Source organism: Thauera sp. 27 (assembly GCF_000310125.2).
Classification (GTDB): Bacteria; Pseudomonadota; Gammaproteobacteria; order Burkholderiales; family Rhodocyclaceae; genus Thauera; species Thauera mechernichensis.
The window spans coordinates 52,523-77,655 of the sequence record NZ_AMXB01000015.1 but is presented as its reverse complement, the minus strand read 5'-3'; the positions used below and the strand labels follow the sequence as shown (position 1 = coordinate 77,655).

22 protein-coding genes and 1 pseudogene are annotated in these 25,133 nt (G+C 66.0%); 16 read left to right on the top strand and 7 right to left on the bottom strand.

Going from position 1 to position 25,133, the window contains the following annotated elements; translation table 11 throughout:
• Window positions 1-44: 44 nt before the first annotated feature.
• The gene (gene dmeF, locus B447_RS10175) at window positions 45-1,112 is read left to right on the top strand and encodes a CDF family Co(II)/Ni(II) efflux transporter DmeF (protein ID WP_002939392.1); all 1,068 of its coding nucleotides are present in this window, start codon (window positions 45-47) and stop codon (window positions 1,110-1,112) included.
• The gene (fumC, locus tag B447_RS10170; protein ID WP_002939389.1) at window positions 1,109-2,491 is read left to right on the top strand and encodes a class II fumarate hydratase; all 1,383 of its coding nucleotides are present in this window, start codon (window positions 1,109-1,111) and stop codon (window positions 2,489-2,491) included. The genes dmeF and fumC overlap by 4 nt, the downstream gene beginning before the upstream one ends.
• A 51-nt stretch (window positions 2,492-2,542) precedes the next feature.
• On the opposite strand, the gene pdxR is transcribed toward fumC, so the two are convergent.
• Complete coding sequence (pdxR, locus tag B447_RS10165) at window positions 2,543-4,030, bottom strand: MocR-like pyridoxine biosynthesis transcription factor PdxR (RefSeq protein WP_002939387.1); 1,488 nt, start codon at window positions 4,028-4,030, stop codon at window positions 2,543-2,545.
• Window positions 4,031-4,141: 111 nt separating this feature from the next.
• On the opposite strand from pdxR, the gene B447_RS10160 reads away from it, so the two are divergent.
• From B447_RS10160 to glyA, 5 genes are all read left to right on the top strand, one after another.
• The gene (locus B447_RS10160) at window positions 4,142-5,383 is read left to right on the top strand and encodes a benzoate/H(+) symporter BenE family transporter (RefSeq protein ID WP_002939384.1); all 1,242 of its coding nucleotides are present in this window, start codon (window positions 4,142-4,144) and stop codon (window positions 5,381-5,383) included.
• Window positions 5,383-6,198, top strand: coding sequence for a YggS family pyridoxal phosphate-dependent enzyme (locus B447_RS10155; protein WP_002939381.1), 816 nt, complete (start codon window positions 5,383-5,385; stop codon window positions 6,196-6,198). The genes B447_RS10160 and B447_RS10155 overlap by 1 nt, the downstream gene beginning before the upstream one ends.
• Window positions 6,195-6,914 carry a glutamine amidotransferase gene (locus B447_RS10150; protein ID WP_002939379.1) on the top strand — a complete coding sequence of 240 codons (720 nt, stop codon included), beginning with the start codon at window positions 6,195-6,197 and terminating at the stop codon, window positions 6,912-6,914. The genes B447_RS10155 and B447_RS10150 overlap by 4 nt, the downstream gene beginning before the upstream one ends.
• Window positions 6,915-6,999: 85 nt before the next feature.
• Window positions 7,000-8,232, top strand: coding sequence for an aspartate aminotransferase family protein (locus B447_RS10145; protein ID WP_002939378.1), 1,233 nt, complete (start codon window positions 7,000-7,002; stop codon window positions 8,230-8,232).
• Window positions 8,233-8,304: 72 nt separating this feature from the next.
• Window positions 8,305-9,570 (top strand): serine hydroxymethyltransferase, encoded by a 1,266-nt coding sequence (gene glyA / locus B447_RS10140; RefSeq protein ID WP_002939377.1) that lies wholly within the window; start codon window positions 8,305-8,307, stop codon window positions 9,568-9,570.
• A gap of 81 nt (window positions 9,571-9,651) precedes the next feature.
• Here glyA and B447_RS10135 read toward each other — a convergent pair whose 3' ends face one another.
• Window positions 9,652-10,152 carry a Fur family transcriptional regulator gene (locus tag B447_RS10135; RefSeq protein WP_002939375.1) on the bottom strand — a complete coding sequence of 167 codons (501 nt, stop codon included), beginning with the start codon at window positions 10,150-10,152 and terminating at the stop codon, window positions 9,652-9,654.
• Window positions 10,153-10,232: 80 nt separating this feature from the next.
• Here B447_RS10135 and hisI point away from each other — a divergent pair, with 80 nt between their 5' ends.
• The 3 genes from hisI to B447_RS10120 are packed head-to-tail and all read left to right on the top strand — an operon-like array spanning window position 10,233 to window position 12,762.
• Window positions 10,233-10,655, top strand: a complete 423-nt coding sequence (hisI, locus tag B447_RS10130) for a phosphoribosyl-AMP cyclohydrolase (RefSeq protein ID WP_002939373.1) — start codon at window positions 10,233-10,235, stop codon at window positions 10,653-10,655.
• A complete protein-coding gene (gene cysS / locus B447_RS10125) occupies window positions 10,652-12,136 on the top strand; it encodes a cysteine--tRNA ligase (RefSeq protein ID WP_002939371.1) in 1,485 nt (494 codons plus the stop codon). Before hisI ends, cysS begins: the two co-directional genes overlap by 4 nt.
• The gene (locus tag B447_RS10120) at window positions 12,133-12,762 is read left to right on the top strand and encodes an alcohol dehydrogenase catalytic domain-containing protein (RefSeq protein ID WP_037982648.1); all 630 of its coding nucleotides are present in this window, start codon (window positions 12,133-12,135) and stop codon (window positions 12,760-12,762) included. The genes cysS and B447_RS10120 overlap by 4 nt, the downstream gene beginning before the upstream one ends.
• Before the next feature lie 82 nt (window positions 12,763-12,844).
• Here B447_RS10120 and B447_RS10115 read toward each other — a convergent pair whose 3' ends face one another.
• The 5 genes from B447_RS10115 to B447_RS10095 all read right to left on the bottom strand — a co-directional run bounded on the left by B447_RS10115 (window position 12,845) and on the right by B447_RS10095 (window position 18,414).
• Window positions 12,845-13,204, bottom strand: a complete 360-nt coding sequence (locus B447_RS10115) for a DUF1801 domain-containing protein (RefSeq protein WP_002939368.1) — start codon at window positions 13,202-13,204, stop codon at window positions 12,845-12,847.
• A 334-nt stretch (window positions 13,205-13,538) separates the two neighbouring features.
• Window positions 13,539-14,099: a histidine phosphatase family protein gene (locus B447_RS10110; protein WP_002939366.1), complete on the bottom strand. Its 561-nt coding sequence runs from the start codon at window positions 14,097-14,099 to the stop codon at window positions 13,539-13,541.
• A 60-nt stretch (window positions 14,100-14,159) separates the two neighbouring features.
• Window positions 14,160-15,350, bottom strand: coding sequence for an MFS transporter (locus tag B447_RS10105; RefSeq protein ID WP_002939365.1), 1,191 nt, complete (start codon window positions 15,348-15,350; stop codon window positions 14,160-14,162).
• Complete coding sequence (locus B447_RS10100; protein ID WP_002939364.1) at window positions 15,347-16,411, bottom strand: methyltransferase domain-containing protein; 1,065 nt, start codon at window positions 16,409-16,411, stop codon at window positions 15,347-15,349. The genes B447_RS10105 and B447_RS10100 overlap by 4 nt, the downstream gene beginning before the upstream one ends.
• 14 nt (window positions 16,412-16,425) lie before the next feature.
• Complete coding sequence (locus tag B447_RS10095) at window positions 16,426-18,414, bottom strand: TonB-dependent receptor (protein ID WP_002939361.1); 1,989 nt, start codon at window positions 18,412-18,414, stop codon at window positions 16,426-16,428.
• Between the two features lie 119 nt (window positions 18,415-18,533).
• Here B447_RS10095 and B447_RS10090 point away from each other — a divergent pair, with 119 nt between their 5' ends.
• From B447_RS10090 to B447_RS10060, 6 genes and pseudogenes are all read left to right on the top strand, one after another.
• Complete coding sequence (locus tag B447_RS10090) at window positions 18,534-19,490, top strand: helix-turn-helix domain-containing protein (RefSeq protein WP_037982646.1); 957 nt, start codon at window positions 18,534-18,536, stop codon at window positions 19,488-19,490.
• A gap of 280 nt (window positions 19,491-19,770) precedes the next feature.
• Complete coding sequence (locus B447_RS10085) at window positions 19,771-20,340, top strand: hypothetical protein (protein ID WP_002939358.1); 570 nt, start codon at window positions 19,771-19,773, stop codon at window positions 20,338-20,340.
• A gap of 9 nt (window positions 20,341-20,349) precedes the next feature.
• Window positions 20,350-20,562: a helix-turn-helix domain-containing protein gene (locus B447_RS10080; RefSeq protein WP_002939357.1), complete on the top strand. Its 213-nt coding sequence runs from the start codon at window positions 20,350-20,352 to the stop codon at window positions 20,560-20,562.
• A gap of 758 nt (window positions 20,563-21,320) precedes the next feature.
• Complete coding sequence (locus tag B447_RS10070) at window positions 21,321-22,229, top strand: helix-turn-helix transcriptional regulator (RefSeq protein WP_198291772.1); 909 nt, start codon at window positions 21,321-21,323, stop codon at window positions 22,227-22,229.
• A gap of 45 nt (window positions 22,230-22,274) precedes the next feature.
• Entirely contained in the window at window positions 22,275-22,955 is a 681-nt protein-coding gene (locus B447_RS10065; protein WP_198291771.1) for a LysE family translocator, read from the top strand.
• A gap of 91 nt (window positions 22,956-23,046) precedes the next feature.
• A pseudogene (locus B447_RS10060) lies at window positions 23,047-24,624 on the top strand (helicase-related protein); the annotation flags it as partial.
• Window positions 24,625-25,133 lie beyond the last annotated feature (509 nt).

The window sequence follows — 25,133 nt, the reverse complement described above, 5'->3', positions numbered from 1 at the left end:
CGCAGTGACGCGCTTGCGCCGGCCGGCGAGCAAAGGAACGTGACATGAGGACCGAACCCCTGCCGATCCGCCCCTCCGCCTGTGAAACCGAACAACGCACCCGGCATCCGCACGATTTCGGCCAGGGGGAAAAGCAACGTGCGGAGACACGAGCCCTGTGGGTCACGCTGCTCACTCTGGCAACCATGGTGGCCGAGGTCATCGGGGGCTGGATCACCGGATCGATGGCGCTGCTGGCCGACGGCATCCACATGGGCGGCCATGCGCTCGCCCTGGGGTTGGCAACAGCCGCCTACTATCTTGCCCGTCGCCATGCCAACGATCGCCGGCTAAGCCTGGGCAGCGGCAAGATCGGCGACCTGGCGGCCTACACCAGCGCACTCTTCCTCGGTGCAAGCACCCTGTGGCTGGTGATGGAGTCCATTCAGCGCCTGCTGCATCCGCAGCCGCTGTTGGCGGTCGAGGCAATGACGGTGGCCGTCGCCGGCCTGGCCGTCAATTTGCTTTCAGCATGGCTGCTGGCCGATGGACATGGACATGCGCATGGACACCCGCACCATCAACATGACGACGACCCGTGCGACTCGCACCGGCACACCCACGCCCACGGTCCAGACCATGCCGCGTCGGAGCATGTCCCCCGCCAGGACAACAACCTCCGGGCTGCGCTGGTGCACGTTATCGCCGATGCGGTGACATCGGTGGCTGCGATCGTAGGTCTGCTTGCAGCCTGGATGTGGGGCTGGCAGTGGCTGGATCCGTTGATCGCACTCGTGGCCTCGCTGGTGATCCTGCGCTGGGCATATGGCCTGCTTCGCCAGACGGGCGCAGTGCTGCTCGACGCGGAAGGCCCGAACGGACTCCGCGAGCAGGTACGCGACAGGCTGGAGGCAGTCGCCGGCACGCGCGTGGTCGACCTGCATCTCTGGTCCGTTGGGCAAGGCGCGTGGACACTGGTGGCCAGCGTCGTCAGCCACGCTCCAGCCTCGCCAGCAGACTACCGGGCCCGCCTGCTAGACCTCAAGGACATTCACCATCCGATCATTGAGGTACAGCAGTGCAGCACTTGCGAATGGCCTGTTGTCCCCACCAGGAGGAGCACCCTTCCATGACCACACGTCGGGAATACGACAGCTTCGGCCCGATTGACGTCCCTGCCGCCCGCCTCTGGGGCGCACAAACCCAGCGCTCGCTGCGCAACTTCGCCATCTCCACGGAGCGCCAGTCAGTCGAGCTCATCCACGCCCTCGTCCTGGTCAAGCGTGCCGCCGCACACGTCAACCACAGCCTCGGCCTGCTGCCGGCCGACAAGACGCAGGCCATCATCGCTGCAGCGGACGAGGTGCTCGCCGGCCTGCATCCGGACGAGTTCCCGTTGGCGGTCTGGCAGACCGGCTCCGGCACGCAGACCAACATGAACGTCAACGAAGTCCTCGCCAACCGCGCCAGCGAACTGCTGGGGGGCGAGCGCGGCGAGAAGCGCCTCGTCCACCCTAACGACGATGTCAACCGCAGCCAGTCGAGCAACGATGTCTTTCCGACCGCCATGCACGTCGCCGCTACCCTTGCCATCAGCCTGAAGCTGCTGCCCGCGTTGTCCAGGCTGCACACCACACTGGAGGCGAAGTCCCGTGCCTTCGCCGACGTCGTCAAGATCGGTCGCACCCATCTCCAGGACGCCACCCCACTCACCCTTGGCCAGGAGATCTCCGGCTGGGCCGCTCAACTGGCGCATGGAGAACGCCACCTGCGCGCAGCGCTTCCGCACCTGAGCGAACTCGCCCTGGGCGGGACTGCGGTGGGAACCGGGCTGAACGCGCCGAAAGGCTACGCCGAGGCCGTTGCCAGAGAAATCACCCGCCTGTCCGGCCATGCCTTCGTCACCGCACCCAGCAAGTTCGAGGCCCTGGCAAGCTGCGATGCGCTGGTGCACGCCCACGGCGCCCTCAAGACTCTCGCCGCCAGCCTCATGAAGATCGCCAACGATGTGCGCTGGTTGGCCAGCGGCCCGCGCAGCGGCCTTGGCGAGATCGCCATCCCAGAGAACGAGCCCGGCTCGTCGATCATGCCAGGCAAGGTCAACCCGACGCAGAGCGAAGCCGTCACGATGCTCGCTGCGCAAGTCATGGGCAACGACGTCGCCATCAACATCGGCGGCGCCTCGGGCAACTTCGAGTTGAATGTCTTCCGTCCGATGGTCATCCACAACTTTCTGCAAAGCGTGCGCCTGCTCGCCGACGGCATGAACAGCTTCAATGACCACTGCGCCGTCGGCATCGAAGCGAACCGTGCGCGCATCACCGAACTGGTGGAGCGCTCGCTGATGCTGGTCACCGCACTCAATCCCCACATCGGCTACGACAAGGCCGCCCAGATCGCCAAGAAAGCCCACAAGGAGGGCAGCAGCCTGCGCGAAGCGGCGCTGGCGCTGGGCTACCTCTCCGCGGACGACTTCGACCGTTGGGTCGACCCGACCAGAATGATCGGCTGAGCAGGGATCACCGCCGGCAGAACGACGCGCGCAATGCGACGACAAATGCCGCTATCGGCACGCCAACGCGCGGAGCACCCCGGCAAGTGCATTGACGGCGATGTCCATCTCGTCCGGCGTGTAAGCCGCGAACCCCATCAGGAAACCGGCCTTGTGCGTGGTCGAAGCATGCAGCGCCGTCAGCCCCAGGAGATCGATTCCCGCCCGAGCCGCGGCATCGATGACCGCGCGCTCGGAGATGTCGCGGGTGAAGACACAGGGCATCTGCATTCCGCCTGCCGGCACCCTCGGTTCGACGAAGTCGCCCAGATGCGCGCGTACGAGCCCTGCCAGCACGTCGAGCCGGTCGGCATAGACGCCACGCATCGCGCGCACATAGGCGCCGAAATGCCCCCCTTCGATGAAGCGTGCCAGCGTCAGCTGGGGGATGGATGCGCTGTGCCCGTCCAGCAAGGTCCGCGCCACCGTCATGGGCGCCACGAGCTGGGGCGGCAAGACCACGTAACCGATGCGCAGGCCAGGAAACAGCGACTTGGTGAAGGTGCCGATGTAGATCGTCCGATCGTACGGGTCGAGCCCCTGCACGCAGGCCGTGGGCTTGCCCGCGTAGTGGAACTCGCTGTCATAGTCGTCCTCGATGATCCAGGCCTGGTTCTGCCGCGCCCATTCGATCACCGCGAGCCGCCGATCCAGCGCCAGCGTCGCACCGGTCGGGAACTGATGCGAGGGCGTCAGGAAGACCGCCCTGGCCGGGCTCGCCGCATCGTGCAGGCGCGCCACCTGCATGCCCTGGTCGTCGAGCGGCACGGGGACACACGCTAGCCCGGCGGCATCGAACGCCTTGCGGGCACCGTGGTAGACGGGGTCTTCGATGAAGATCCGGTCGCCCGCGTCGAGCAGTACGGTTGCGCACAGGGCCAACGCCTGTTGCGAGCTGGTCAGTACCAGCACACGCTCGGGCGTGGCGCGCGCGCCCCGCTCAAGATTGACGTAGTCCGCGATGGCGCGGCGCAACGGCTCCACGCCCTGAGACGGGCTATGCCGCAAGGCCTGGGTGCCATAGTCCTTCAACACCTGTCGTTCCAGGCGCTCCCAGGTTCGCAGCGGAAAGCTGCGCGTCTCCGGCACCCCGGGGGCGAACGGCCTTGGCGCAACAAAGTCGCGCACGCCGCCGCCCTGGAGTATCGACGTACCACGCTGACTCAGACGCACCGACTCGCGCTGGGGCCCGGTGCGCGGCGCGGTGCCACGCCTTGACGAGGCCTGCGCCCGCTCGGACACGAAGCTGCCGCTCCCCACGCGCCGTTCGATGAAGCCTTCCGCATGCAGCTGGCTGTATGCCGACTCGACCGTATCGCGCGAGACGCCGAGCGACCGGGCCAGTGCCCGCGACGCTGGCAGCGGTTTGCCGACGTCGAGTGCGCCGTCGAGGATCAACTGCCGGAGCGCACGCTGAATGCGGGCATGCAGCGGCAAGGCGCCGTGGGCGGGGTCTCCAATCCAGGCTTTGACCGATTCGAGTTGGGCGTGCTTGAACAATTGGCTGGTATCGCTTAACGAAAGTGGTGGGGAACAACGGGCCATTTTAGGCTTAAAAAGCTGCTTTCGGAGCAGATCGATCCCCCACTCTCCTGGAGCCCCAAGCCCGCCATGTCGTCATCCACCTCGCCTTCACCCATCTGTCCGAGCGATCTCGCCCATCCCCTGGTGGCCGGGCTGGTCTCGGTCATCGTCAACTACGGTGGCACCTTCATCCTCGTCTTCCAGGCCGCGAAAGTGGCCGGCCTCAGCCCGGAGCTGACAGCCTCCTGGGTGTGGTCGATCTCGATCGGCGTGGGCGTCACCGGGATAGTCCTGAGCTGGACGGCACGCGAGCCGATCATTACCGCGTGGTCCACGCCGGCCGCCGCGTTCCTCATCACCGCACTTGCGACCACGCCCTATGCCGAAGCGATCGGTGCCTACCTGCTCTCGGCGGCGGCCTTCGTGGCATTGGGGTTGTCCGGGTACTTCGAGAAAGCCATCCGGCTGATCCCACCGGGCATTGCCGCCGGATTGCTGGCCGGCATCCTGCTGCAGTTCGGCATCGGTGCCTTCGGTGGCATGAGCATCGACCCCGTTCTGGCGGGCTTGTTGATCATGGCTTACCTGGTGCTCAAGCGCTTCACCGCACGCTATGCCGTGGTGGGCATCCTGGTGCTGGGGCTGGCCTTCCTGCTCATCGAGGATCGCGTCGATCTGTCCGGGCTGGCATTGCAACTCGCCGCGCCGGTTTTCACGATGCCGGCGTTCTCGCTCAACGCCACCTTGAGCGTGGCACTGCCGCTGTTCCTGATCACGCTGACCGGCCAATACATGCCAGGCATGCTGGTGCTGCGCAACGACGGCTTCAAGACCAGTGCGAACCCCATCGTGACCGTCACCGGGCTCGGTTCGCTGCTCATGGCACCGTTCGGTTCCCATGCGTTCAACATCGCTGCCATCACGGCCGCGATCTGCACCGGCCGGGAAGCGCACGAAGACCCGTCCAGGCGCTGGATCGCCGGCATCGCCGCGGGGGTCTTCTACATCCTCGTCGGCGTGTTCGGCGTGACCTTGGCCGCCCTCTTCATGGCCTTTCCGGCGACCTTCATCACCACGCTGGCCGGCCTGGCGCTGCTGGGCGCCATCGGCGGCAGCCTGGCCAGCGCCATGGCCGACGCACAGGCGCGCGAGGCCTCGCTGATCACCTTTCTGGCCGCAGCCGCCAACATCAGCTTGCTGGGCATCGGCGGTGCGTTCTGGGGCCTGGTGATCGGGCTGGTGGCGCATGCGGTGCTCAACGGCCGCCTGCCCCAACGAGCGCCAAGGCAGGTAATGGCGCCCGCCCCCGCGAACAAGGGGGTGAGCTGATGCGCCCCTCTGTCGATGCCCTGTGTGATCACGACCCGCATGAACGTTATCCCGAGGCCCTCACCGTGGAGGACTTCCGCCACAAGCTGGCCGCCGTGCGGGCACGCATCGACGCCGCCTGCCGTCGCGCGGGTCGCGATCCGGCGGACGTGCGTCTGCTCCCGGTGAGCAAGAACAAGCCCGAGGCCAGTGTTCGCATGGCCTACGCGGCCGGTTGCCGGATGCTGGGCGAGAACAAGGTGCAGGAGGCTCATCGCAAATGGGAAGCCACGCAGGATCTCGGCGGGCTGCGCTGGTCGATCATCGGCCATCTGCAGACCAACAAGGCGCGGATGGTGGCGCGCTTCGCGGACGAGTTCCAGGCGCTGGACAGCCTGCGCGTGGCCGAGGCACTGGAACGCCGCCTGCAGGTCGAGGGACGCTCACTGGACGTGTTCGTGCAGGTTAACACCTCGGGCGAGGCCAGCAAGTATGGCCTGGCACCCGAGGATGTCCCAGGCTTCGTGCGCGCCCTGCCGGCCTTCTCTGCCCTTCGCGTGCGCGGCCTGATGACGCTCGCGCTGTTCTCCAGTGAGGCCGAACGGGTACGGCAGTGCTTCATCCTGCTTCGCACCCTGCGGGACCGACTGCGCCAGAGCGCCGCCGCAGGTATTGGCCTGGATGAACTGTCCATGGGCATGTCCGGCGACTTCGAGATCGCCATCGAGGAAGGTGCCACCGTGGTGCGTGTCGGCCAGGCCCTCTTCGGCGCCCGCCCCTTGCCCGACAGCCACTATTGGCCGACGGACCCCGAAACAAAGGAGCCTCGATCATGAAAACTGCAATCGCCATTCGCCACCTGGATTTCGAAGACCTGGGAACGCTGGAACCCCTGCTGCAAGCGCGCGGCTACACGATCGAGTATGTCGATGCGACTCGAGATGCGTTGAACACCCGCGCTGTCGATGCTGCTGACCTGCTGGTGGTGCTCGGTGGCCCCATCGGCGCCTTTGGCGACGAAGCCTATCCATTCATCGTGGACGAGTTGGCCTTGGTGCGTCGGCGGCTGGACGGCCATCGCCCACTGCTGGGGATCTGCCTGGGCGCGCAACTCATCGCGCGCGCGCTCGGCGCCAGGGTAGCCCCCATGGGTGTCAAGGAGATCGGCTTTGCACCACTGACGCTGACACCGGAAGGTCAAGCCTCACCGCTGGTCGCGCTGGGCAACGTGCCGGTCCTGCACTGGCATGGCGATCAGTTCGACATTCCACCCGGCGCGCTGCGGCTGGCAGGGACGGATGTGTGCCCCAACCAGGCCTTTTCGGTCGGGCGCCATGTGCTCGGGCTGCAATGCCACCTGGAGGCAGACCCGCGCCAGATCGAACGCTGGCTGGTCGGACATGCCTGCGAACTGGCCCAGGCGGGAATCGACCCGCGTGCACTGCGCACCCAGGCATGCGCCCTGCACACACGGCTACCGCAGGCTGCGCGGGCAGCGTTCTCCCGCTGGCTCGACGGCGTCGAATCGGAACCGCCCTGCAGCCAGCCATGACGGCGAAACGCTCTCCGTGCCACTTCGGTTCGACTTGCTCCAGCCCATCCCACGTTTTCCAAGACACCTACCTGAGGCAGCAATCATGCAATACCACGCGTCGCACCTGATGCGGGCCTATGCCCGCCAACCCGTTTCCTTCGTCCACGGCTCCGGCGCACGCCTGTGGGATGCACAAGGCGTCGAGTACCTGGATGCCATTGCCGGCATCGCGGTCACCAGCCTGGGCCACGCCCACCCCGAGATCGCCGCCGCCATCAGCGAGCAGGCCGGGCTGCTGCTGCACACCTCCAACGTCTTTCGCATCGACTGGCAGGAGCGGTTGGGCGAGCGCCTGTGCGCATTGACCGGCATGCAGAAGGCCTTCTTCTGCAACTCGGGGGCAGAAGCCAACGAAGCGGCGCTCAAGCTGGCGCGCCTGCATGGACATCGCAAGCAGGTGGCGCAGCCCCAGATCCTCGTGATGGAGAACGGCTTTCACGGTCGCACCCTCGCAACGCTCTCGGCAACCGGCAACCCCGCGAAACAACGCGGCTTCGAGCCGCTGATGCCGGGCTTCGTGCGCGTGCCCTACAACGATCTCGACGCGGTGCGCCAGGCTGCCGCGCAGTGGCCCGACATCGTGGCGGTGCTCGTCGAGCCGGTGCAGGGCGAAGGGGGAATCCGGGTTGCCACAGCCGATTACCTGCGCGGACTGCGTGTCCTGTGCGACCAACACGACTGGCTGCTGATGGTCGACGAAATCCAGGCCGGCATGGGCCGGACCGGCGCCTGGTTCGGCCACCAGCATGCGGGCATCACGCCCGATGTCGTCACGCTGGCAAAGGCGCTGGGCAACGGTTTTCCGATCGGCGCCTGCCTGGCGCGGGGGCAAGCCGCCGACCTGTTCTCACCCGGGCAGCACGGCTCCACCTTTGGCGGCAACCCGCTCGCTTGCCGGGTCGCGTGCTCGGTGCTCGACATCATGGCGCGCGAGAACCTGCCTGAGCGGGCCGCCCTGCTCGGTTCGCGCCTGCTCGACGGCCTGCAGCGGGCACTGGGCAGCCACCCCGACGTGGTCGCCATCCGTGGCCAGGGCCTGATGGCGGGGATCGAACTGAACAGGCCCTGCACTGAGCTGGTCGGGCGCGCCCTGGCCGAACAGCGCTTGCTCATCACGGTGACCCGCGGCAACACCATCCGGCTGCTGCCCCCGCTGGTCTGCGACGAAGCGCAGATCGACGACATCGTGGCGCGCCTCGCCCACCTGCTGTCGCCGACCGCATCGGACGGCCCTGCAGCGCCCGTCGAAACGACGCCGCAGGAAGCAGCGGCATGAAGCTGGGCATCAACGCCCCCGACCGCATCGAGTTCCGGATCCGAACAATTCAGACCACAGGACGACCCACCCATGTATGACCCATCCCTGACGCTCGCCGATTTTGATCCCGAGTTGGCCGCAGCCGTGCTGCGCGAGGCACGCCGGCAGGAAGACCACGCTGAGCTGATCGCCTCCGAGAACTACGCCAGTCCGCTGGTGATGGCCATCCAGAACACGGTGTTCACGAACAAGTATGCCGAGGGCTATCCGGGCAAGCGCTACTACAGCGGTTGCGAGCACGTGGATGTGGCCGAGCGCCTGGCCATCGAGCGGGCCAAGGCCCTGTTCGACTGCGACTACGCCAACGTCCAGCCTCATGCCGGCGCGCAGGCCAATGCCGCGGTCTTCCTGGCGCTGACCCGTCCCGGCGACACCGTTATGGGCATGAACCTGGCCCAGGGTGGCCACCTGACCCACGGCAATCCGTCCAATTTCTCCGGCCGGCACTACAGGATCGTGCCCTATGGCCTCGATCCGGAAACGGGGCTGATCGACTACGAGGAGATGGAGCGCATTGCACTGGAAACCCGGCCCAGGATGCTCATCGGCGGCTTCTCCGCCTACTCCCGTTACAAGGACTGGGCGCGCATGCGCGCCATCGCCGACAAGGTGGGCGCCATCTTCTGGGTGGACATGGCGCACGTGGCCGGTCTGGTGGCCGCCGGCGAATACCCGAATCCGCTGCCACATGCCCACGTGGTCACCAGCACGACCCACAAGACGCTGCGCGGTCCCCGCGGCGGCATCATCCTGGCCAAGGGCCAGGATGAAGGTTTTTACAGGAAGCTCGACACCGCCGTGTTCCCCGGCATCCAGGGCGGCCCGCTGATGCACGTGATCGCCGCCAAGGCGGTCGCCTTCAAGGAAGCCCTGTCTCCGGCGTTCAAGTCCTACCAGCGGCAGGTGGTCGTCAATGCCCGCGCCATGGCCGCCGTGCTCCAGCGCCGCGGCTACCGCATCGTGTCCGGCGGCACCGACAACCATCTGATGCTGATCGACCTCTCAAACAAGCCCTATACCGGCAAGGAAGCGGACGCCGCACTCAGCGCCGCGTACATCACCGCCAACAAGAACTCGGTCCCCAACGACCCGCGCTCGCCCTTCGTGACCTCAGGGCTGCGCATCGGCACACCCGCCGTGACCACGCGCGGATTCGGTGCGGCGGAATGCGAGGACCTGGCCGGCTGGCTGTGCGACGTGCTCGATGCGCTGGAGGCCGGCGGCAGCGAGCAGGTGGGAGGGAGGATTCGGGAGCAGGTGGTGGCCTTGTGTCGTCGCCATCCCGTCTATCGATAGGCGCTGCTGGATCGCGCCAATCGGTATGCGCACAGCTGCCATCGCTCGTCCTCAGCCACGAGCCTCCAAACATTCGCACCTTCACTTCACATTGAAATCACTGCCCTGGGTACTTGGACCAGTGGCACGGCAATCCGGGCAGGTCGAGGAAACCTCGACCTCCTGGCAGTCGAGCGCGTGTCCGGCTCGGGCAATGCTGAGCAGCAAGGATTGCATGAGGGCCGAATCGTGAAGCTCGCTCACTTTCCCGCAGTGCGGGCAGACCAGAAACAGACCGGGTAGATCATGCGATTCGTGACGGCAGGCCACGAACTGGTTGATACGTCCGATCTTGTGGACCAACCCCTGTTCGATCAGAAAATCCAGTGCCCGATAAACCGTCGGCGGGGTTGCGTTGCTGCGGAGCTGCTTGATCTGGGCGAGCAGGTCATAGGCCTTCAGGCCATTCTCGTGCCGCAGGAGTAGATCCAGGACGTCGCGCCGTATCGGTGTCAACCGCGCGCCGCGCGCCGCGCAGTGGGCTGCTGCGCGGTCCAGAGGATCCTCGCTCTTGTTGGCTGCGCCGTGACACATGATGTTCATGTGCGCAATTCTAGGGGGGCGGGCTGGAATGTACAAATGCAATGTTATAACATCGCATTTGTACATTCCCTCTTTGGCATATGTTCAAGAACCTAGAATCCGCGCCGGCCGGGACGACAGTCGCCACCGATGCCGCGCTTGCCACCCTGCCATTCGATCGGGACGGTCTCATTGCCGCCGTCACGCAGCAGTTCGACACCGGCGAAGTGTTGATGCTGGCCTGGATGAATCGCGCAGCACTGGAAGAGACCCTAGCGACGGGACGCGCCTGTTACTGGTCGCGCTCGCGCAAGGCCCTGTGGAGAAAGGGCAAAACCTCGGGGTGCTCGCAGACAGTCAAGGAGGTCCGCCTGGACTGCGACGGCGACGCCGTCCTGCTTCTGGTCGACCAGCTTGACGGAGCCTGTCATACCGGCCGCCGCAGTTGCTTCTACCACCGGATCGACAACGAGCGCCTCGTCGTCCTGAGCGCTCCGCCCCATCGAGACGGAGGCGTCCAATGACCCGGAATCCCGAGGACAGCACGCACAGTGCAAGCATCGGCTCGCAGACCGCAGCGGCACCGGGATCTGGCCGGAACCGGCCGGCGACGATTCGTCTGCACAACACCTTGCGCGGGCGGAAGGAAATCTTCGCGCCGAAGGATCCGCAACGCGTCACGATGTACGTGTGCGGCCCCACGGTCTACAACTTTGTCCACATCGGCAATGCCCGGCCGGTGGTGGTGTTCGACGTGCTCTACCGGCTGCTCTCGCGGCATTACCCGCAGGTCGTGTACGCCCGCAACATCACCGATATCGACGACAAGATCAACGCTGCTGCGCAGGCCGCGGGCGAGCCGATCCGCGTGCTGGCCGAGCGCTTTGCCGCCGCCTATCGCGAGGACATGGCCGGCCTCAATGCGCTGCCGCCCGGCGTCGAGCCCTGGGCCACGGATCACGTGCCGCAGATGATCATGCTGGCGCAGCAACTGATCGAGCGCGGTCATGCGTATGTGGCCGATGGGCATGTGCTCTTCCATGTGCCATCGCTTGCCGACTACGGCAAGCTCTCCGGCCGCCGGCGCGACGAGATGATTGCCGGGGCCCGCGTGGAAGTCGCACCCTACAAGCGCGACCCGGCGGACTTCGTCCTGTGGAAGCCTTCGACGGACTCGCAACCGGGTTGGGACAGCCCCTGGGGGTTTGGTCGTCCCGGCTGGCATATCGAATGCACCGCGATGATCCACACCCACCTCGGGCGCTCGATCGACATCCACGGCGGCGGCCAGGATCTGATCTTCCCGCATCACGAGAACGAGATCGCGCAGGGCGAAGGCGCCTATGGCGGCGAGTACTGCCGCTACTGGGTCCACAACGGCTACGTCACCGTCGACGGCGAGAAGATGTCGAAGTCCTTGGGCAACTTCCGCACCGTGCGCGACCTGCTGCAGCACTATCCGGGCGAAGTCATCCGCTACGCCCTGCTGGCAGGGCACTACCGCAAGCCGCTCGACTTCTCCCTGGGCGCGCTGGACCAGGCCCGCGCTGCGCTCGACCGCCTCTATGGCAGCCTGTTGCCTTACGGTGATCGGCCGCGACGAGCCCGCGGCGCGGACGCCCAGGACATCGAGGCTGCACTGGCCGATGACCTCAACACCCCGCTCGCACTTGCCCGCCTGCACGAAACGGCTGCGGCCCTGCGCAAATGCACCGACCTCGCGGAACAGGACCAGCTGCTGGAGACGCTGCGCGATGGTGCGGACCTGCTCGGCCTGCTCCAGCAGCCCCCTGGCCAATGGCGACAGCACTCTGTAGAAACGGACGATGCGCCCAGCGTGGAGCGCATCGAAGCCCTGATTGCCACCCGCAGCGAAGCCCGGGCAGCGCGCGACTTCACGCGGGCCGACGCCCTGCGCCATGAATTGATCGCGCTCGGCGTGGGCATCGAGGACGGCGCAGCCGGCACCACCTGGCACCGCCTTCCCGTGCAGGTAAGCGAATGAGGGCCGAGTTCACCCTCGGCGCACACTACAGACGCTCGCTAAAGGCCTGTGGTGGTACGGATGTGCTCACTATGAAAGGCGTACCGGTGCCGAAGCCCGGCGCAAACGAGGTGCTGATCCGGGTGCAGGCGACTACCGTCTCCCCTGCGGACCGGCGGATCCGGGCGATGGACTTTCCTTCCGGTTTGCGGCTGGCCGGTCGCCTCGCGTTCGGGCTTAGCCGCCCACGGCGCCCGGTGCTGGGAGCGGAGTTGACCGGCATCGTAATCGCGCTGGGCAGCCGAACGACACGCTTCAAGATCGGTGACCCGGTCATCGCACTGAGCGGCCTGCGCATGGGCGGGCATGCCGAGTATGTGGTCATTCCCGAGCGGGCTGCGATCGCGGTTCGACCTGCGCCCATGCCGATCGAGACCGCCGCTGCGCTCAGCTTCGGCGGCACGGCAGCACGCAGCTTCCGCTGCCGGGCCAGGCTGTCCGCGGACGAACACATCCTCGTGATCGGTGCGGCGGGGCCGGTGGGCAGTTCGCCCCGCTACTCGACAGCGTTTTCGCCTTCGAAGCGTTGCCCGAAGCGCATGCGCGAGTCGATACCGGACACAAGCAAGGCAGCGTCGTGGTCATGACTTGCGGACAGGGCTGACCAGACTGTGCACCTCCTCCACCTGCCGGTCGCCCCCGGCACAATCGGGATCACGACTTGGCGTCTCACGGTTTCGAGGCTGCGCTGAACGCCAGCAGGAGATAGTCGCGCACATGCTTTGCCGCGATATCCCGAGCCGACGACAGCTTGATGTGGCGCCGCAGCTTGCCCGTGCCCTCAAGCACCCCGAACGAGTCTTCAAGCGACGCACCCGCGCCGAATTCAAGCGAGACGTGCTTTGCGTAAGAGAAGATCCCGCAGAACGGCTTGCCGACGGAGAATAGGATGCCGCCGTACTTCACCTCTTCGGACACTGACGGCCCCAAGGCGAGAATGATCTCACGCAGTACCTGCACGAGTTCGAAGCGCTCCTGATCAAGCAGGCGGATGTCTTCGAGAAGTTGTGGAATGCGGTCGATGGTCATGGCAGGCAAGGTTCAAGGGGAGAATGCTGTGGTGCACTGTACGGGCGCGGCCATTGCGCACGTTCCAGTCGATATCCGGAGGCTAGGTTCGTCCGTAGTCTCGACAAACAGATCCATTCACGACCACTTCGCAAGAGGTCTCCAAATGCGCTCACGGAACGCCTCGACCTCCTCCACGGAGCGCCAAGCAACGTAATGGCGAGTCCCCCGTCGCAGCTCGTGGAGCCGGGGCTTGACTGGGCCGAGGTCGCCTGCATGATCGCAGGCGATCCAGGGTGCACCTACACGATCGAGGAAGCGCATAGACGCCGACCTCGCCCCGGGCGACGCCGTTTCAGCTTGTCGTTCGCTCGTACACCCCGTACGCCCAAAACCCCCTTCCCGGCTTCGACGGGCCATGCCAACCGAGCTTTCGAAGCTCCTGGGCGATGAAGTGATTGATGAACCCATGGCCAACGAGCAGGACGTTTCCATACTGCTCGGCCAACTCCACCAGCCGCGTCGCCGCTCGCCTCGCGCGCGCCCTTGTATCCAAGAGGGACTCACCGTTTCGCGAAAAGCCGAACACCCACAGGACCCTCAGGACGACGAGCCAGACTCCAATGGGCAAAGACAGCGTGCCACTTCGAAAGTACGGTATGGCTGTCTCGCAAAACAGCGAGTCCTGGAGATGCACCTCCGGTAAGCCCAGCGCCCTTGCCGATTCGACCGAGCGCACAAGATGACTGCAAACAACCAGGAGATCTCCACGTGTCGCTGCAACCGTTCCTTTTGGGGGGCTGTCGGCGATCCCTGCCAGGTCATATGACTTAGTGATTTCCCCCAGATCCTCCGCGCGGGCAAGCCCCTTGAGTTCATAAGCGGGCTTGCCATGGCGCAACAAGGTAATTCGCATGTTCCCCGAAACTCTCAATTTATGGCGCACCGATGCATGCCATGACCGCCGGATTATATGCTATTCAAATTGTCTGTTGGCGGATATCAGCAACGCAACCGCCAGCGCCGCAACGGCAAGCGCCGCCAGCATGCCGGGGTAGCCGAGGCGGTCGAGCAACAGCCCGGCTGGCGGCGCGACAGCGATCCGGCCGAACGTAAACAGGCTGGCCTGCAGGCCGTAGTCGGCGGCCCGCCAGTCATCGCGCGCGAATTCCATCATCAGCGCGAAGGCGAGTGCGGAAGCCACGCCCATGGCGACCGCGAGGACTGCGGCGGCGGCGACCAGCCCGGCTTGCGTCCCGTACCCGGCAGCGGCGGCCATCAGTGCAAGCGCAAGGACATTGGCGCCAGCGGAGAGCGGCAGTGCCCGGAGGATGAGCGCACGCGGCACAAGTCCGGCAGCGAAGCTCGCCAGCGCCCCGAGGGCGCCGCCGCCGACACCGGCAATCCAGGCGACCTCGCTGGCCGGAAAGCCACGATCGAGCAGCAGCGGCTTGAGATAGACCCATGCGGCGGCAACGAAGGGAAAGTAGCCGAGCAGCACGACCGTCCAGATCCCCGCCCCCGCCTGTCGGAAGAAGCCGAGCCACACGGCGAGCGGCGTCGAGCGGTGGATGCCGGAGCCACTGCCATCGTCCTCGATACATCCAAGCAACCACAAGGCCACGAGCAGGCAGCCCCCCAGCAGCAGGAAGGGTGCCGCCCAGCCAAGCGCCTGCTGCAACAGCAGCATCGCGCCACCGCCGACGACCGCGCCCGCGAACGTGGCGGCCGAGCGCACCCCGCCGGCGCGGGGTCGCTCCTCGGCGGGAAACAGCTTGATCGCCAGCGCATTGACCGGGATGTCCGCCCAGGTGGCACACAGAGCGGCCAGGAGTATCAGCGCGAAGAGGATGCCCTTGTGGGCATCCGCCCCCAGCGCGGCCAGGGACAGCAGGGCCAGGAGGTAGCCGCCGCCGGTGAGCCACGCCCAGCGCCGGTAGGGACGATGGCCCGCCCGCCAACGTTCGATTGGCAAGGCCAGGAAGAGCTTGAACACGGCCGGCAGGCCGGCCAGTTGGAAAAGCCCGATCTCCGCGCCCGACCAGCCTTGCTGCCGCATGACGAGCGGCAACCCCAGCCAGAGATAGATGGCCGGCGCCGTCAGCGCGAAGTTGATCCAGCCGAACAGCACGTGGCGCACGCGCACGTGGGAAAGGGCCGCGCTCATGCCGACTTCCTCGCAACGACGACCTGCAGCGGCGCCATCGGAAACAGGGCCGAGGCAAAGGTCTCGATGCGGCCGAAGCCGATGCGCCGCAGTACCGTAGCCATGTCGCCCCGGCGCCCGACGTGGCGCCCCTGCATCAGCATGGGCAGGTAATACTGCAACACCTCGGCGGCTACGGCCGGCTCGTCGCCAATCTCGGCGTGCGCGCAGATCAATGCGCCGCCCGGCCGAAGCGCGGCCAGGATCTTGCGCAGGACCGCCTCGGTATCCGGCACGAAGTGCAGCACCGAGGAACACCAGACGAGGTCGTAGTCGCTGCCGCCCACACTGCCGATCGCGTCGACCGCCACATCGCCGCCGAGCACGGAGAGCCGGTCTGCGAGGCCTGCGGCGGCGATATTCTCGGCCGCGACGGTCACGGCTTCGGGGAAATCGAAGACCACGCCGGAAAGTCCGCCCTGTCGCCGCGCCAGTTCGATGGCCACCCAGCCGGGGCCTCCGCCCAGGTCGAGCAGGTTCGTCGCCGCCGCGAACTCCGGCAGGCGCGACACGATCTCCAACGCGGCCGGCACGGTGGCCGCATGCTGGTCCTGGGCCAGTTGCCCGCGCGCGGCGGCGGCCCACTGCTCGGCCATGCGTTCGAGGGCTTGCCCGCCTTCGGCCTGCGCCCCCTGCCGCACCTGATCGCGCAACAGACCGGCGGCCTGCCTGAGCCGGGCCTCACGGTAGCGCCAGGCGTCGCCGGACCAGGTGGGCGAGGCGGCCAGGAAGTAAGCGCGTCCGACTTCCGCGAGGCCGTACACGGTCACCGATCCCCCGATGTGGTCCGCGGCGAGGCGTGCGGATCGCTCCAGCAGACCCATGCCCCACAGCAGCTCGAGCAGGTGGGCGGTGTTCCGGGAATCCAGGTCGAGCTGGGCGGCGAGCTCGTCGGCCGTTCGAGGCTCGACCAGGGACTCGAAGATGCCCAGCGCCAGGGCTGCGCTCAGTGCCTCGGCCTGGATGGGCGCGGCCGCCAGCGCCCAGTAGCGTTGCAGGGGGTGCTGTTTTTCGGGATTCATGTGCATTGCTCCGTTTACATGCGCCAGGTCAGCCGCACGCCCAGCTCGCGCGGCGGGCTGTAGATGGTGGCCACGCCGTTGAGAAATCCGACGGTGTCGTACTGCTTGTTCGTGGCGTTATGGACGTAGGCGGACAGCTCGGTGCGCCCGAAGGTGTAGCCCGTCAGCAGGTTCACGACGCCGTAGCCCGCCCGCCCATAGGTGTTGGCGGCGTCGAGATAGACCTTGCTCGCGCCACTCAGATGGGCCTGGGCATACCAGCCTTGCGGGGCGTCGTAGCGCACCCCGAGGTGGCCGGTGATATCCGGTGCGAGCGGGTTGTGCTTGCCCTTGAAATCATTGGCGCCATCCCGGAACTCGCGGAAACGGGTGCGATTCAGCCCCAGCGCGGCCTGGAGCTGCCAGCCCGCGCCAAGCAGGTACTGCAGCTCGGCATCGATGCCGACCGGACGCGCCGACGCCGCGTTGGTGAGGAACATCTGGCCGGGCAGGCCGATCTGCTGGACCTGCATGTCACGCACGTCCATGACGTAGGCCGCCACGCCGTAGCGCAGGCGCCGCGCCAGGAGCCGCCCCTTGACGCCAAGCTCGAAGGAGCGCACCCGTTCCGGCTGGTAGCGCCGGTAGGCCTCGGGCGCGAAGGCATTGAAACCACCGGCACGAAAGCCGTCGGCGACGCTGGCATAGACCTGCGCGTCCTGCTGCCATTGGTACTGCAGCGCCACCTTGGGCGAGAAGCGGATCCATGCGCGCGACTGTTCGCGCTCGCCGGCCAGGGCGAAGCGCACCTCATTGCGCTCGATGCGAGCACCCGCCGTGACCGTCCACCGCTCCGCCAGCGGGACGATCCAGTGGGTGAACAGCGCCGCCGAGTGGCCCTTTTGCGTGGCCGAGGTCGTTGTCGAACCCAGCGGAATCTTCTGCCCGAAGCTCAGGTCATGATCGTCGCGGTCCGCGTAGAATCCCGCCAGCCACTGCGCCGGGCCCACCCTGCCCTCCAGGCGGAATTCCTGCGACAAGGTGCGGAAGTGGTGGTCGCGGCTCACGTGCAGCAGGTCCGCCGGCATGAAGTCGATGTCCTGCTTGATGCGGTCGGTGAATTCGTTGTTGGCGGTGATCGAGCGCAGGTTCAGGTCGGGCGCCAGTTCGTGCGCGATGTCGAGCGACACGGTGCGCGCGGTCGAGTCGTTCCAGCTATCGGTGCCGGAGCGCACCGTGGCGCGCGGCGCGCTGACCGACCCCCACAGCGAGCCCGCGTCGCGATACTCCCGTTGGGCATAGCGCAGCGTGGCATCGGTGCGCTCGCCGGGCGTCCAGCGCAGCGCCAGCCTGCCATTGCGGCGTTCGCGGTCGTCCTCCTTGCCGCCCTTGAAGGCGTTGTCGATGAAGCCGTCCTGGGTGAAGAACTCGCCAGCCACCCCCAGGTAGAGGGTGTCCTCCACCAACGCACGGCTCGCATCGAAACGCAGCGCACGCTTGTCACGGCTGCCGAGCTCCGCCGAAACGACGGCGTAGGGATCGTTCCCCGGCTGGCGTGTGACGATGCTGACCGCGCCGGCCTCGGCATTGCGTCCATACAGCGTGGACTGCGGCCCACGCAGCACCTCCACCCGCTCGATGCCCAGCAGGTTGTCGTCGAAGCCCTGCCCGCGCAGGGTCGGCACGCCATCGACCACCAGCGCGACCGAGGACGAGAACCCTATGACGTTGGCCGTCAGGCCGCGCATCACCGGCGGCTGCAGGCCCGACTGCCCCGACGCCTGGAAAGTGAAGCCGGGTGTCATCCGCGCCACCCCTTCTAGGCTATCAACGCCGGCAGCTTGCAGATCCTCACCGTCAAAGGCCGAAACGCTGGCCGGCACATGTTCCAGCACCTGGGATTGCTTGTTCGCCGTGACCGTGACGGCGGGCAACTCCTGTACTTGCGCCTGCTGCGCCGCGGCTGGCAGGGCCGCGCCCATCAGCGCCAGCAACCCGGCCGCGCGGCTGGAAATCGTGGGCATCGCTTGTCCTCCTTGAGTTCATGTGGACCGCATGGTATTCGTCAATGCGAACCGTTCTCATATAGAATCGATTGCGTTCGGGAGGGTTTTGTATGCAAACGGGAGCGAGGGGTGGCGCCATGACTGATTTCATACGAGCGACGGGTGCGGCCGGGGCCGCCGTCCCGGGGGCGGACGCAACGCACGTGGCGTTGCCCGACCGCTTCGGCGATTGCTGGATCGAGCGCACCGCGCTCGACGAAGGGCTGACCGTGGTGCACTCGCACTACCGCCCCACGCGCAAGATGACCGAAGAGACCGTCCAGACGGGCAGCAGCCCGACACTGGTCATCACCCTGGGTCTGGCGGGTGAGTCCGGCTTCGTGGCGCGGGAAGGAACCCGCCTGCGCTTCCGGGCCGGGCACACGACCCTCACCGCTTTCAACGAGAGTCGCGGCGAGCGGCGTTTCAATGCGGACGGAGCGGTACGCCAACTGCGCCTGGTGCTCACCGGAACGGCGCTGTCGCGCTACCTTGGAGAGGCGGCTGTGGCGCTTCTGGCCCGCCGTTCGGGCGTGCGCATCCTCGGCGAGCACGCGACGCCGCCCTGGTGTCGCGCCATGCTGCGCCCCCTGCTCGCCTCCGAAGCGACGCCGCTGGATCGGCACATCGCCGCGCTGACCCTCGCGGCCGAGTATCTGCGCCCGCTCATGCCGACCGGCGCGTCTGCCGCGCCGTCATCCACGCATCTCGGCGCCGACGACATCGACAAGCTCCAGCGCGCCCGCGACCTGATGCGAAGCCACATGGACCGTGCATTGACGATCGCGTATCTCAGCACCACCGTGGGCATGAACGAGTGCAAGTTCAAACAGGGCTTTCGCGAGCTGTTCGGCGCCCCACCCCATCGATTCCTGCTGGAGTTGCGCATGCGGCGCGCGTGGACGCTACTGGAGTCCGGATCGCGGGTGGCACAGGCCGCCTACGCGGTCGGTTACGAGCACCCCGCCAATTTCAGCGCGGCATTTGCGCGGTATTTCGGGCGAACGCCGAAGTCGGTGTCTGGCGGTCTCAACCATGGCACCGATCCGATTTGACTGCCGGCTCACGAGCAGCGTGGAGGCATCGTCTGCCGCCCCCAGACGGAGTTGATCTGGCGGGCGTCTCCTCCACTTCTCCGTCGGGACGGCGAGCTCGTACGGTCACATCATCGATACCCCGTTTCATTCTTCCTATGTCGTGGTGCACCACGCCCTGCCAAGCCACCGCTCCTGCTCCTGCAGAGTGCAAATATGATATTGCTTAATCCAAAGCAATACGATATTATCGTAAAACATTAATTTTTTACCTATATAAATGAATACACAATCAAATACGATGCGCCTTCCCGACGAACAGTCGGATGCGCCGCGTACCGATCTCGATCGCCGCATGCAACGTCTCGGCGGCCGACTTGCCATACTCGCCCGCGCGTTGATCGCGCTGGTCGTCCTTGTCCCGTTGTTGCGCTGGTGGTGGCCTCACGGGCGAGATCTGCTGCCGGCAGTCCTTGGCGGCAGCGTAGACATGGCCGCACTTGGCTGGTCTCAGCGCGTAACCGGCAGTGCCATAGACTGCGCCATCGCGGCGCTGGGTGTCGCCGCACTGCTGACGCTCGGACGCCTGGGCGATCTACTCCGGTGCGGCGCCTATTTGTCTGGCCAGGCCGCGACCCTGATGGGCTTGCTGGGACGCCAGCTGCTCTGGCTGGCCGGTGCCCAGATCGCCTACGCACCACTGATGAGCCTCGGCGTGACGCTGCTCAACCCACCCGGCCAGCGCATGCTGACGGTGACCGTGACCGGCACGGAAGCGATGTTGCTGATCGGTGCGCTGGTGACGCTTCTGTTTGCGCGCATCACCGAAGAGGCAGTACGCATCGCCGACGAAAACGCGCAGATCATTTAGGGAGGCGGCATGGCCATCGTCGTCAACCTAGACGTGTTGCTGGCGCGCCGCAAGATGCGCTCCAAGGCACTTGCGGAAGCAATCGGCATCACGGAGCAGAATCTGTCGCTGCTCAAGAGCGGCAAGGTAAAGGGGGTCCGCTTCGCGACCCTGGAAGCGATCTGCCGCCATCTCGACTGCCAGCCGGGTGACTTGCTCGAATATGTTCCGGACCAGGAGTGATCGAGGCACCGACTCAACCCGTCGCGAAGCGCGTCATCGCGCTACTACGCGCCGAACGGCGGCGGGCGGCCGCCTGTCTGCTTCTCTCCGTGCTCACCCATGTCGTGCTGCTTGCCCGGACGCCTCTTCCCGGGGGGCGTACGCCTGTCACGGTAGAGAAGTTGCGGGCGCCAATTACGCTACACCTCGTTCCCGCCGCAGCATCCGCCCTGCCGCCTGCGGCCACGGCGCCTGTCGGCGCCGGCGACTCCTCACCAACCGCGACGACCCGGTCCGCCACCACAGAACCCGAGCACATGCCGGCCGTCATCCCCTTGCCACCGCGCCAGGACACGCCTATGCGTCCCCCTCACCGTCCCCCTCACCGTCCCACGACGGTCTCCCCGCCTCAAGCTCCTCGCGACAACCTCGCCCGGCCAGCCGCGTCCCAAGCCCGCCCGACTGGCCGACCGCGTATCGACCTCGACGCGGCACGCGCGTTTGCCCGGCAATCCGGTACCGCGCCCGATCCACGACCGTCAACGCGCAATCTGGCGCCCATGCCGACGGATGCACCCACCGCCCGCGACCGCGTCGATGCTGCGATCGCTCGCGCGACTGCAGCGCACGACCAAGCCGAACACCGAGCCGCGGATGGCAGCTGGATGATCGAGACGGACAAGCTGCTTTGCCGGGTCACACCGGGCATGCGCCGCCCTCCGGCGCTTGAGGGCACGCCCTATACGACGCTGTGTAGCATGCGCTGAGGCGCCAGTTCCGTGGGACGTCGCAATCTTGTCCCCAGCCTCCGACCCGAAGTCTCTATCAGGCGCGAGCATCAAATGTACCTTCATTCGCCATCAGGCCAAGCACAGCGTAACAATCCAGCCCCGGTGTTCTGGCGCGACCCGGCCCTGCCTTTCGTCGAGAGTCGCCGCGCCTGCCACAGCCGGGCCTGCTACAGGCCGCACCATCACCCGACCTTCTCCATCGGCGCAGTCGATTGCGGCACCAGCGTTTTCACCGGCGCCGCTGATGGTCCGATCGCGCTGCACGCTGGCACACTCGTATTCGTGCCCGCGACACGTGTGCATGCCTGCAACCCGACACCGGGCACAGCCTGGAGCTACCAGATGCTGCATCTGGACACTGCGTGGCTCGCGGCCATCCGACAGGAATATACCGGCACCGCGCCAACGAAAGCCGAGTCGATACGCATCGTGGCCAACCGCGCGAGCCACCTTCGCTTCTGTCGGCTCAATGCCTTGCTGTTCTCTAACGCCCCTCCGCACGACAAGGAAGCCGCGCTGATCGAGTTCATCGGCGATTGCGACGCCGAGCAGGGCTTACGCATCGAGACACCCAGCATTCCGTCGCACCTTGCCGAACAGATCCGGCCAGCCTTGGACTGCTTGCTCGCAACCCCCTCCACCCACATTGCCCTCGACGAGCTGGCGTACCTGACCGGCATGAGCCGCTACCAGGTGATCCGCGCCTTTCGCACCGTCACTGGCATGACGCCGCACGCCTGGCAAATGAATCAGCGCGTCAACCTCGCCAGGGAGCGGATCAGGGGCGGAGACGGCTTTTCGGACCTGGCCTACCACCTGGGCTTCTCCGACCAGGCACACTTCCAGCGGGTATTCAAGGCCCATGTGGGCACCACGCCCGGCCGATTTCGTAGCTAGTCCCCCGGACGCAGGGCTGCAATTTCATTCAATACGAGACGGCCCATGCCCGGCACACTGCGCGAAAAATCTCCGTGTGTGCCTCGAATGGAACAGTTCCTGATCATCGCCGCAGCGCATTTCCTGGCGCTGCTCTCCCCGGGCCCAGACTTCTTTCTGATCACCCGAACCTCTCTATCGGCTGGCTGGCGGGTGGCAAGTGGAGCATGCGTAGGTATCGCAATGGCCAATGGGGTATTCATTGTCACGGCGTTCGTCAGCACAGCCGCATTGCGCCCCGACAGCGCGCTGTTCATCGTCCTGCAAGTGGCCGGTTGCGTCTATCTGCTTTACCTCGGGGGGCTGTTCGTTCGCCATGCCGGACACAGCGAACTGGATGTATCGACCGGCCGTCGAGTCGCCCATCCAGACCGCCCGGTCGTTGCCTGGCACCGCGCGGCCAGCATGGGGTTCCTATCCGGCATACTCAACCCGAAGAACGCGCTGTTCTATGGAAGCCTGGCCGGGATGCTTGCCGGCCCATATGCCAGCACGGGCTGGAAGGTGGTCTATGGCGCCTGGATGTTCAGCGCAGTACTGCTCTGGGATGTTCTCGTAGCCATCATGGTCGGCAACCAGATCGTATTACGGCGCTTTGCGCGGGCACTACCCTGGCTGGAACGCCTATCCGGGGTCGTGCTGATCGTGTTGGCATTGGGTTTCATCGCGGCACTTTCGCTTCGCTGAGCAGCATCGGCACGTAATCGCCCACAGGAGCATGAAGTGGATCGGCGCGCTGGCCTCGCATTTTTCTCCATGCTCAGCTGGACTGCTGCACCGCCGCAAGAGCAGCCACTGCGCCGCACCGCTGTGGTCGTTGATTCGTCCCAGAGGCCTGTCCGCCAGCGACCAGTCCTCGACCGTGCTCAAGGCACTGAAGCGTATTCCAACCATTGGCGAAGTCACCGCGCAGAAGCTGATGCAGCAGTTCGGTGACGCCTTCCTCGCGTCGATGCTCGGGGACAACATCCACGAGTTCATCAACCTGATGGATGGCAACGGCGAGCTGGTCTTCTCGGACCGGCAAGCCCATCGCATGGAACGTGCGATGGCCAACATGGAGTTCGGCTTCGGCGAGGGCGGCTACCAGCCGTCCGAGTTCATCAAACGGTACCTGCCGCAAGGCACCTTCGACCTGCTCATCGCCGACGAGGCGCACGAGTACAAGAACGGCGGCTCCGCCCAGGGCCAAGCCATGGGGGTGTTGGCGGCCAAGGCGCGCAAGACGCTGCTGCTCACCGGCACGCTGATGGGCGGCTACGGCGACGACCTGTTCCACCTCCTGTTCCGAGCCCTGCCGGGGCGAATGATCGAAGACGGCTACCGCCCGACCAAGAGCGGCAGCATGACCTCGGCCGCGATGGCGTTCATGCGCGATCACGGCGTGCTCAAGGACATCTATTCCGAGAGCACCGGCACGGCGCACAAGACGGCCAAGGAAGGGCACCAAGGTATCGGTGCGCACGGTCAAGGCGCCGGGTTTCGGTCCCAAGGGCGTGCTGCGTTGCGTCCTGCCGTTCACGGTCTTCCTCAAGCTGAAAGACATCGGCGGCAATGTGCTGCCGCCCTACGACGAGGCGTTCCGCGAAGTCGCGATGGACACGGCGCAAGCCGCGGCCTACCGCGATCTGGCGGGTCGCCTGACCCAGGAGCTGAAGCAGGCCCTGGCGAAGCGCGACACGACGCTGCTCGGTGTAGTCCTCAACGTGCTGCTGGCCTGGCCGGACTGCTGCTTCCGGTCGGAAACGGTGGTGCATCCGCGCACGCGCAACACCTTGGCGTTCGTAGCGGCTCAGTTCAACGAGCTGGAGGTGATGCCCAAGGAACGCGAGCTGATCGAGATCTGCAAGCAGGAGAAAGCAGAAGGTCGCAAGACCCTGGTCTATTCGGTCTACACCGGCACGCGCGACACCACGTCGCGTTTGAAGGTGCTGCTGGAGCAGGAAGGCTTCAAGGTGGCGGTACTGCGCGCGAGCGTGGATGCCTCCCGCCGCGAAGACTGGATCGCCGAGCAGTTGGACCGCGGCATCGACGTGCTCATCACCAATCCCGAGCTGGTGAAAACCGGCCTGGACCTGCTGGAGTTCCCGACCATCGTGTTCCTCCAGTCGGGCTACAACGTGTACTCGCTGCAGCAGGCCGCGCGACGCTCATGGCGCATCTGCCAGAAGCAGCCGGTGCGCGTGATCTATCTCGGCTACGCCAGCTCCTCGCAGATGACCTGCTGGGGCTGATGGCCAAGAAGATCATGGTGTTGCAATCCACCTCGGGCGACGTGCCCGAATCCGGGCTTGATGTCCTGAACCAGGATGGCGATTCGGTGGAGGTGGCGCTGGCGCGGCAGTTGGTGCATTGAGCGTTGCTGGACTTGGCGGCCCCTCCGGGGGCCGCTGCTTTTCAGCGAAGCCGGCGCTCTTCCCGTTCCTTGTCCCGAAGTTCTCGATCCAGCAGCGGGTAGTAGATCACATCGGGAGGAGGGACCGAGAAACAGCAGGGGTGACCTTCGTGGCGCCGTTTTCGGCCCATGGTGCACGGTATGCCGCCCCGGCAGCAAATGCATCTCTAATCGTTACTCGGGGCTGATTGCATAAACGCGAATGATTATCATATACTGCGTCGTGCGGGGGGCAATCAGTGCCACCAGTGCGAGAAGCCGGCCGCTCGTGTTTCTGTGACAGGCTGGCCGATCGGTTCGCAGCCGCGCCGCGGCGGTCCGGTCACTCGAATTTTCCGTCAGCCAGCCAAGCCTCCCCAGGCCAAGCCAGCCAGTCCTCATCGGCTCAACTTGGCGGGAGACTTTATGCCATCAGATTCTCTTGCAGCACATCGTGCGCCGCGCGTAACGGCGCCCGCTTGTCCGCTTCA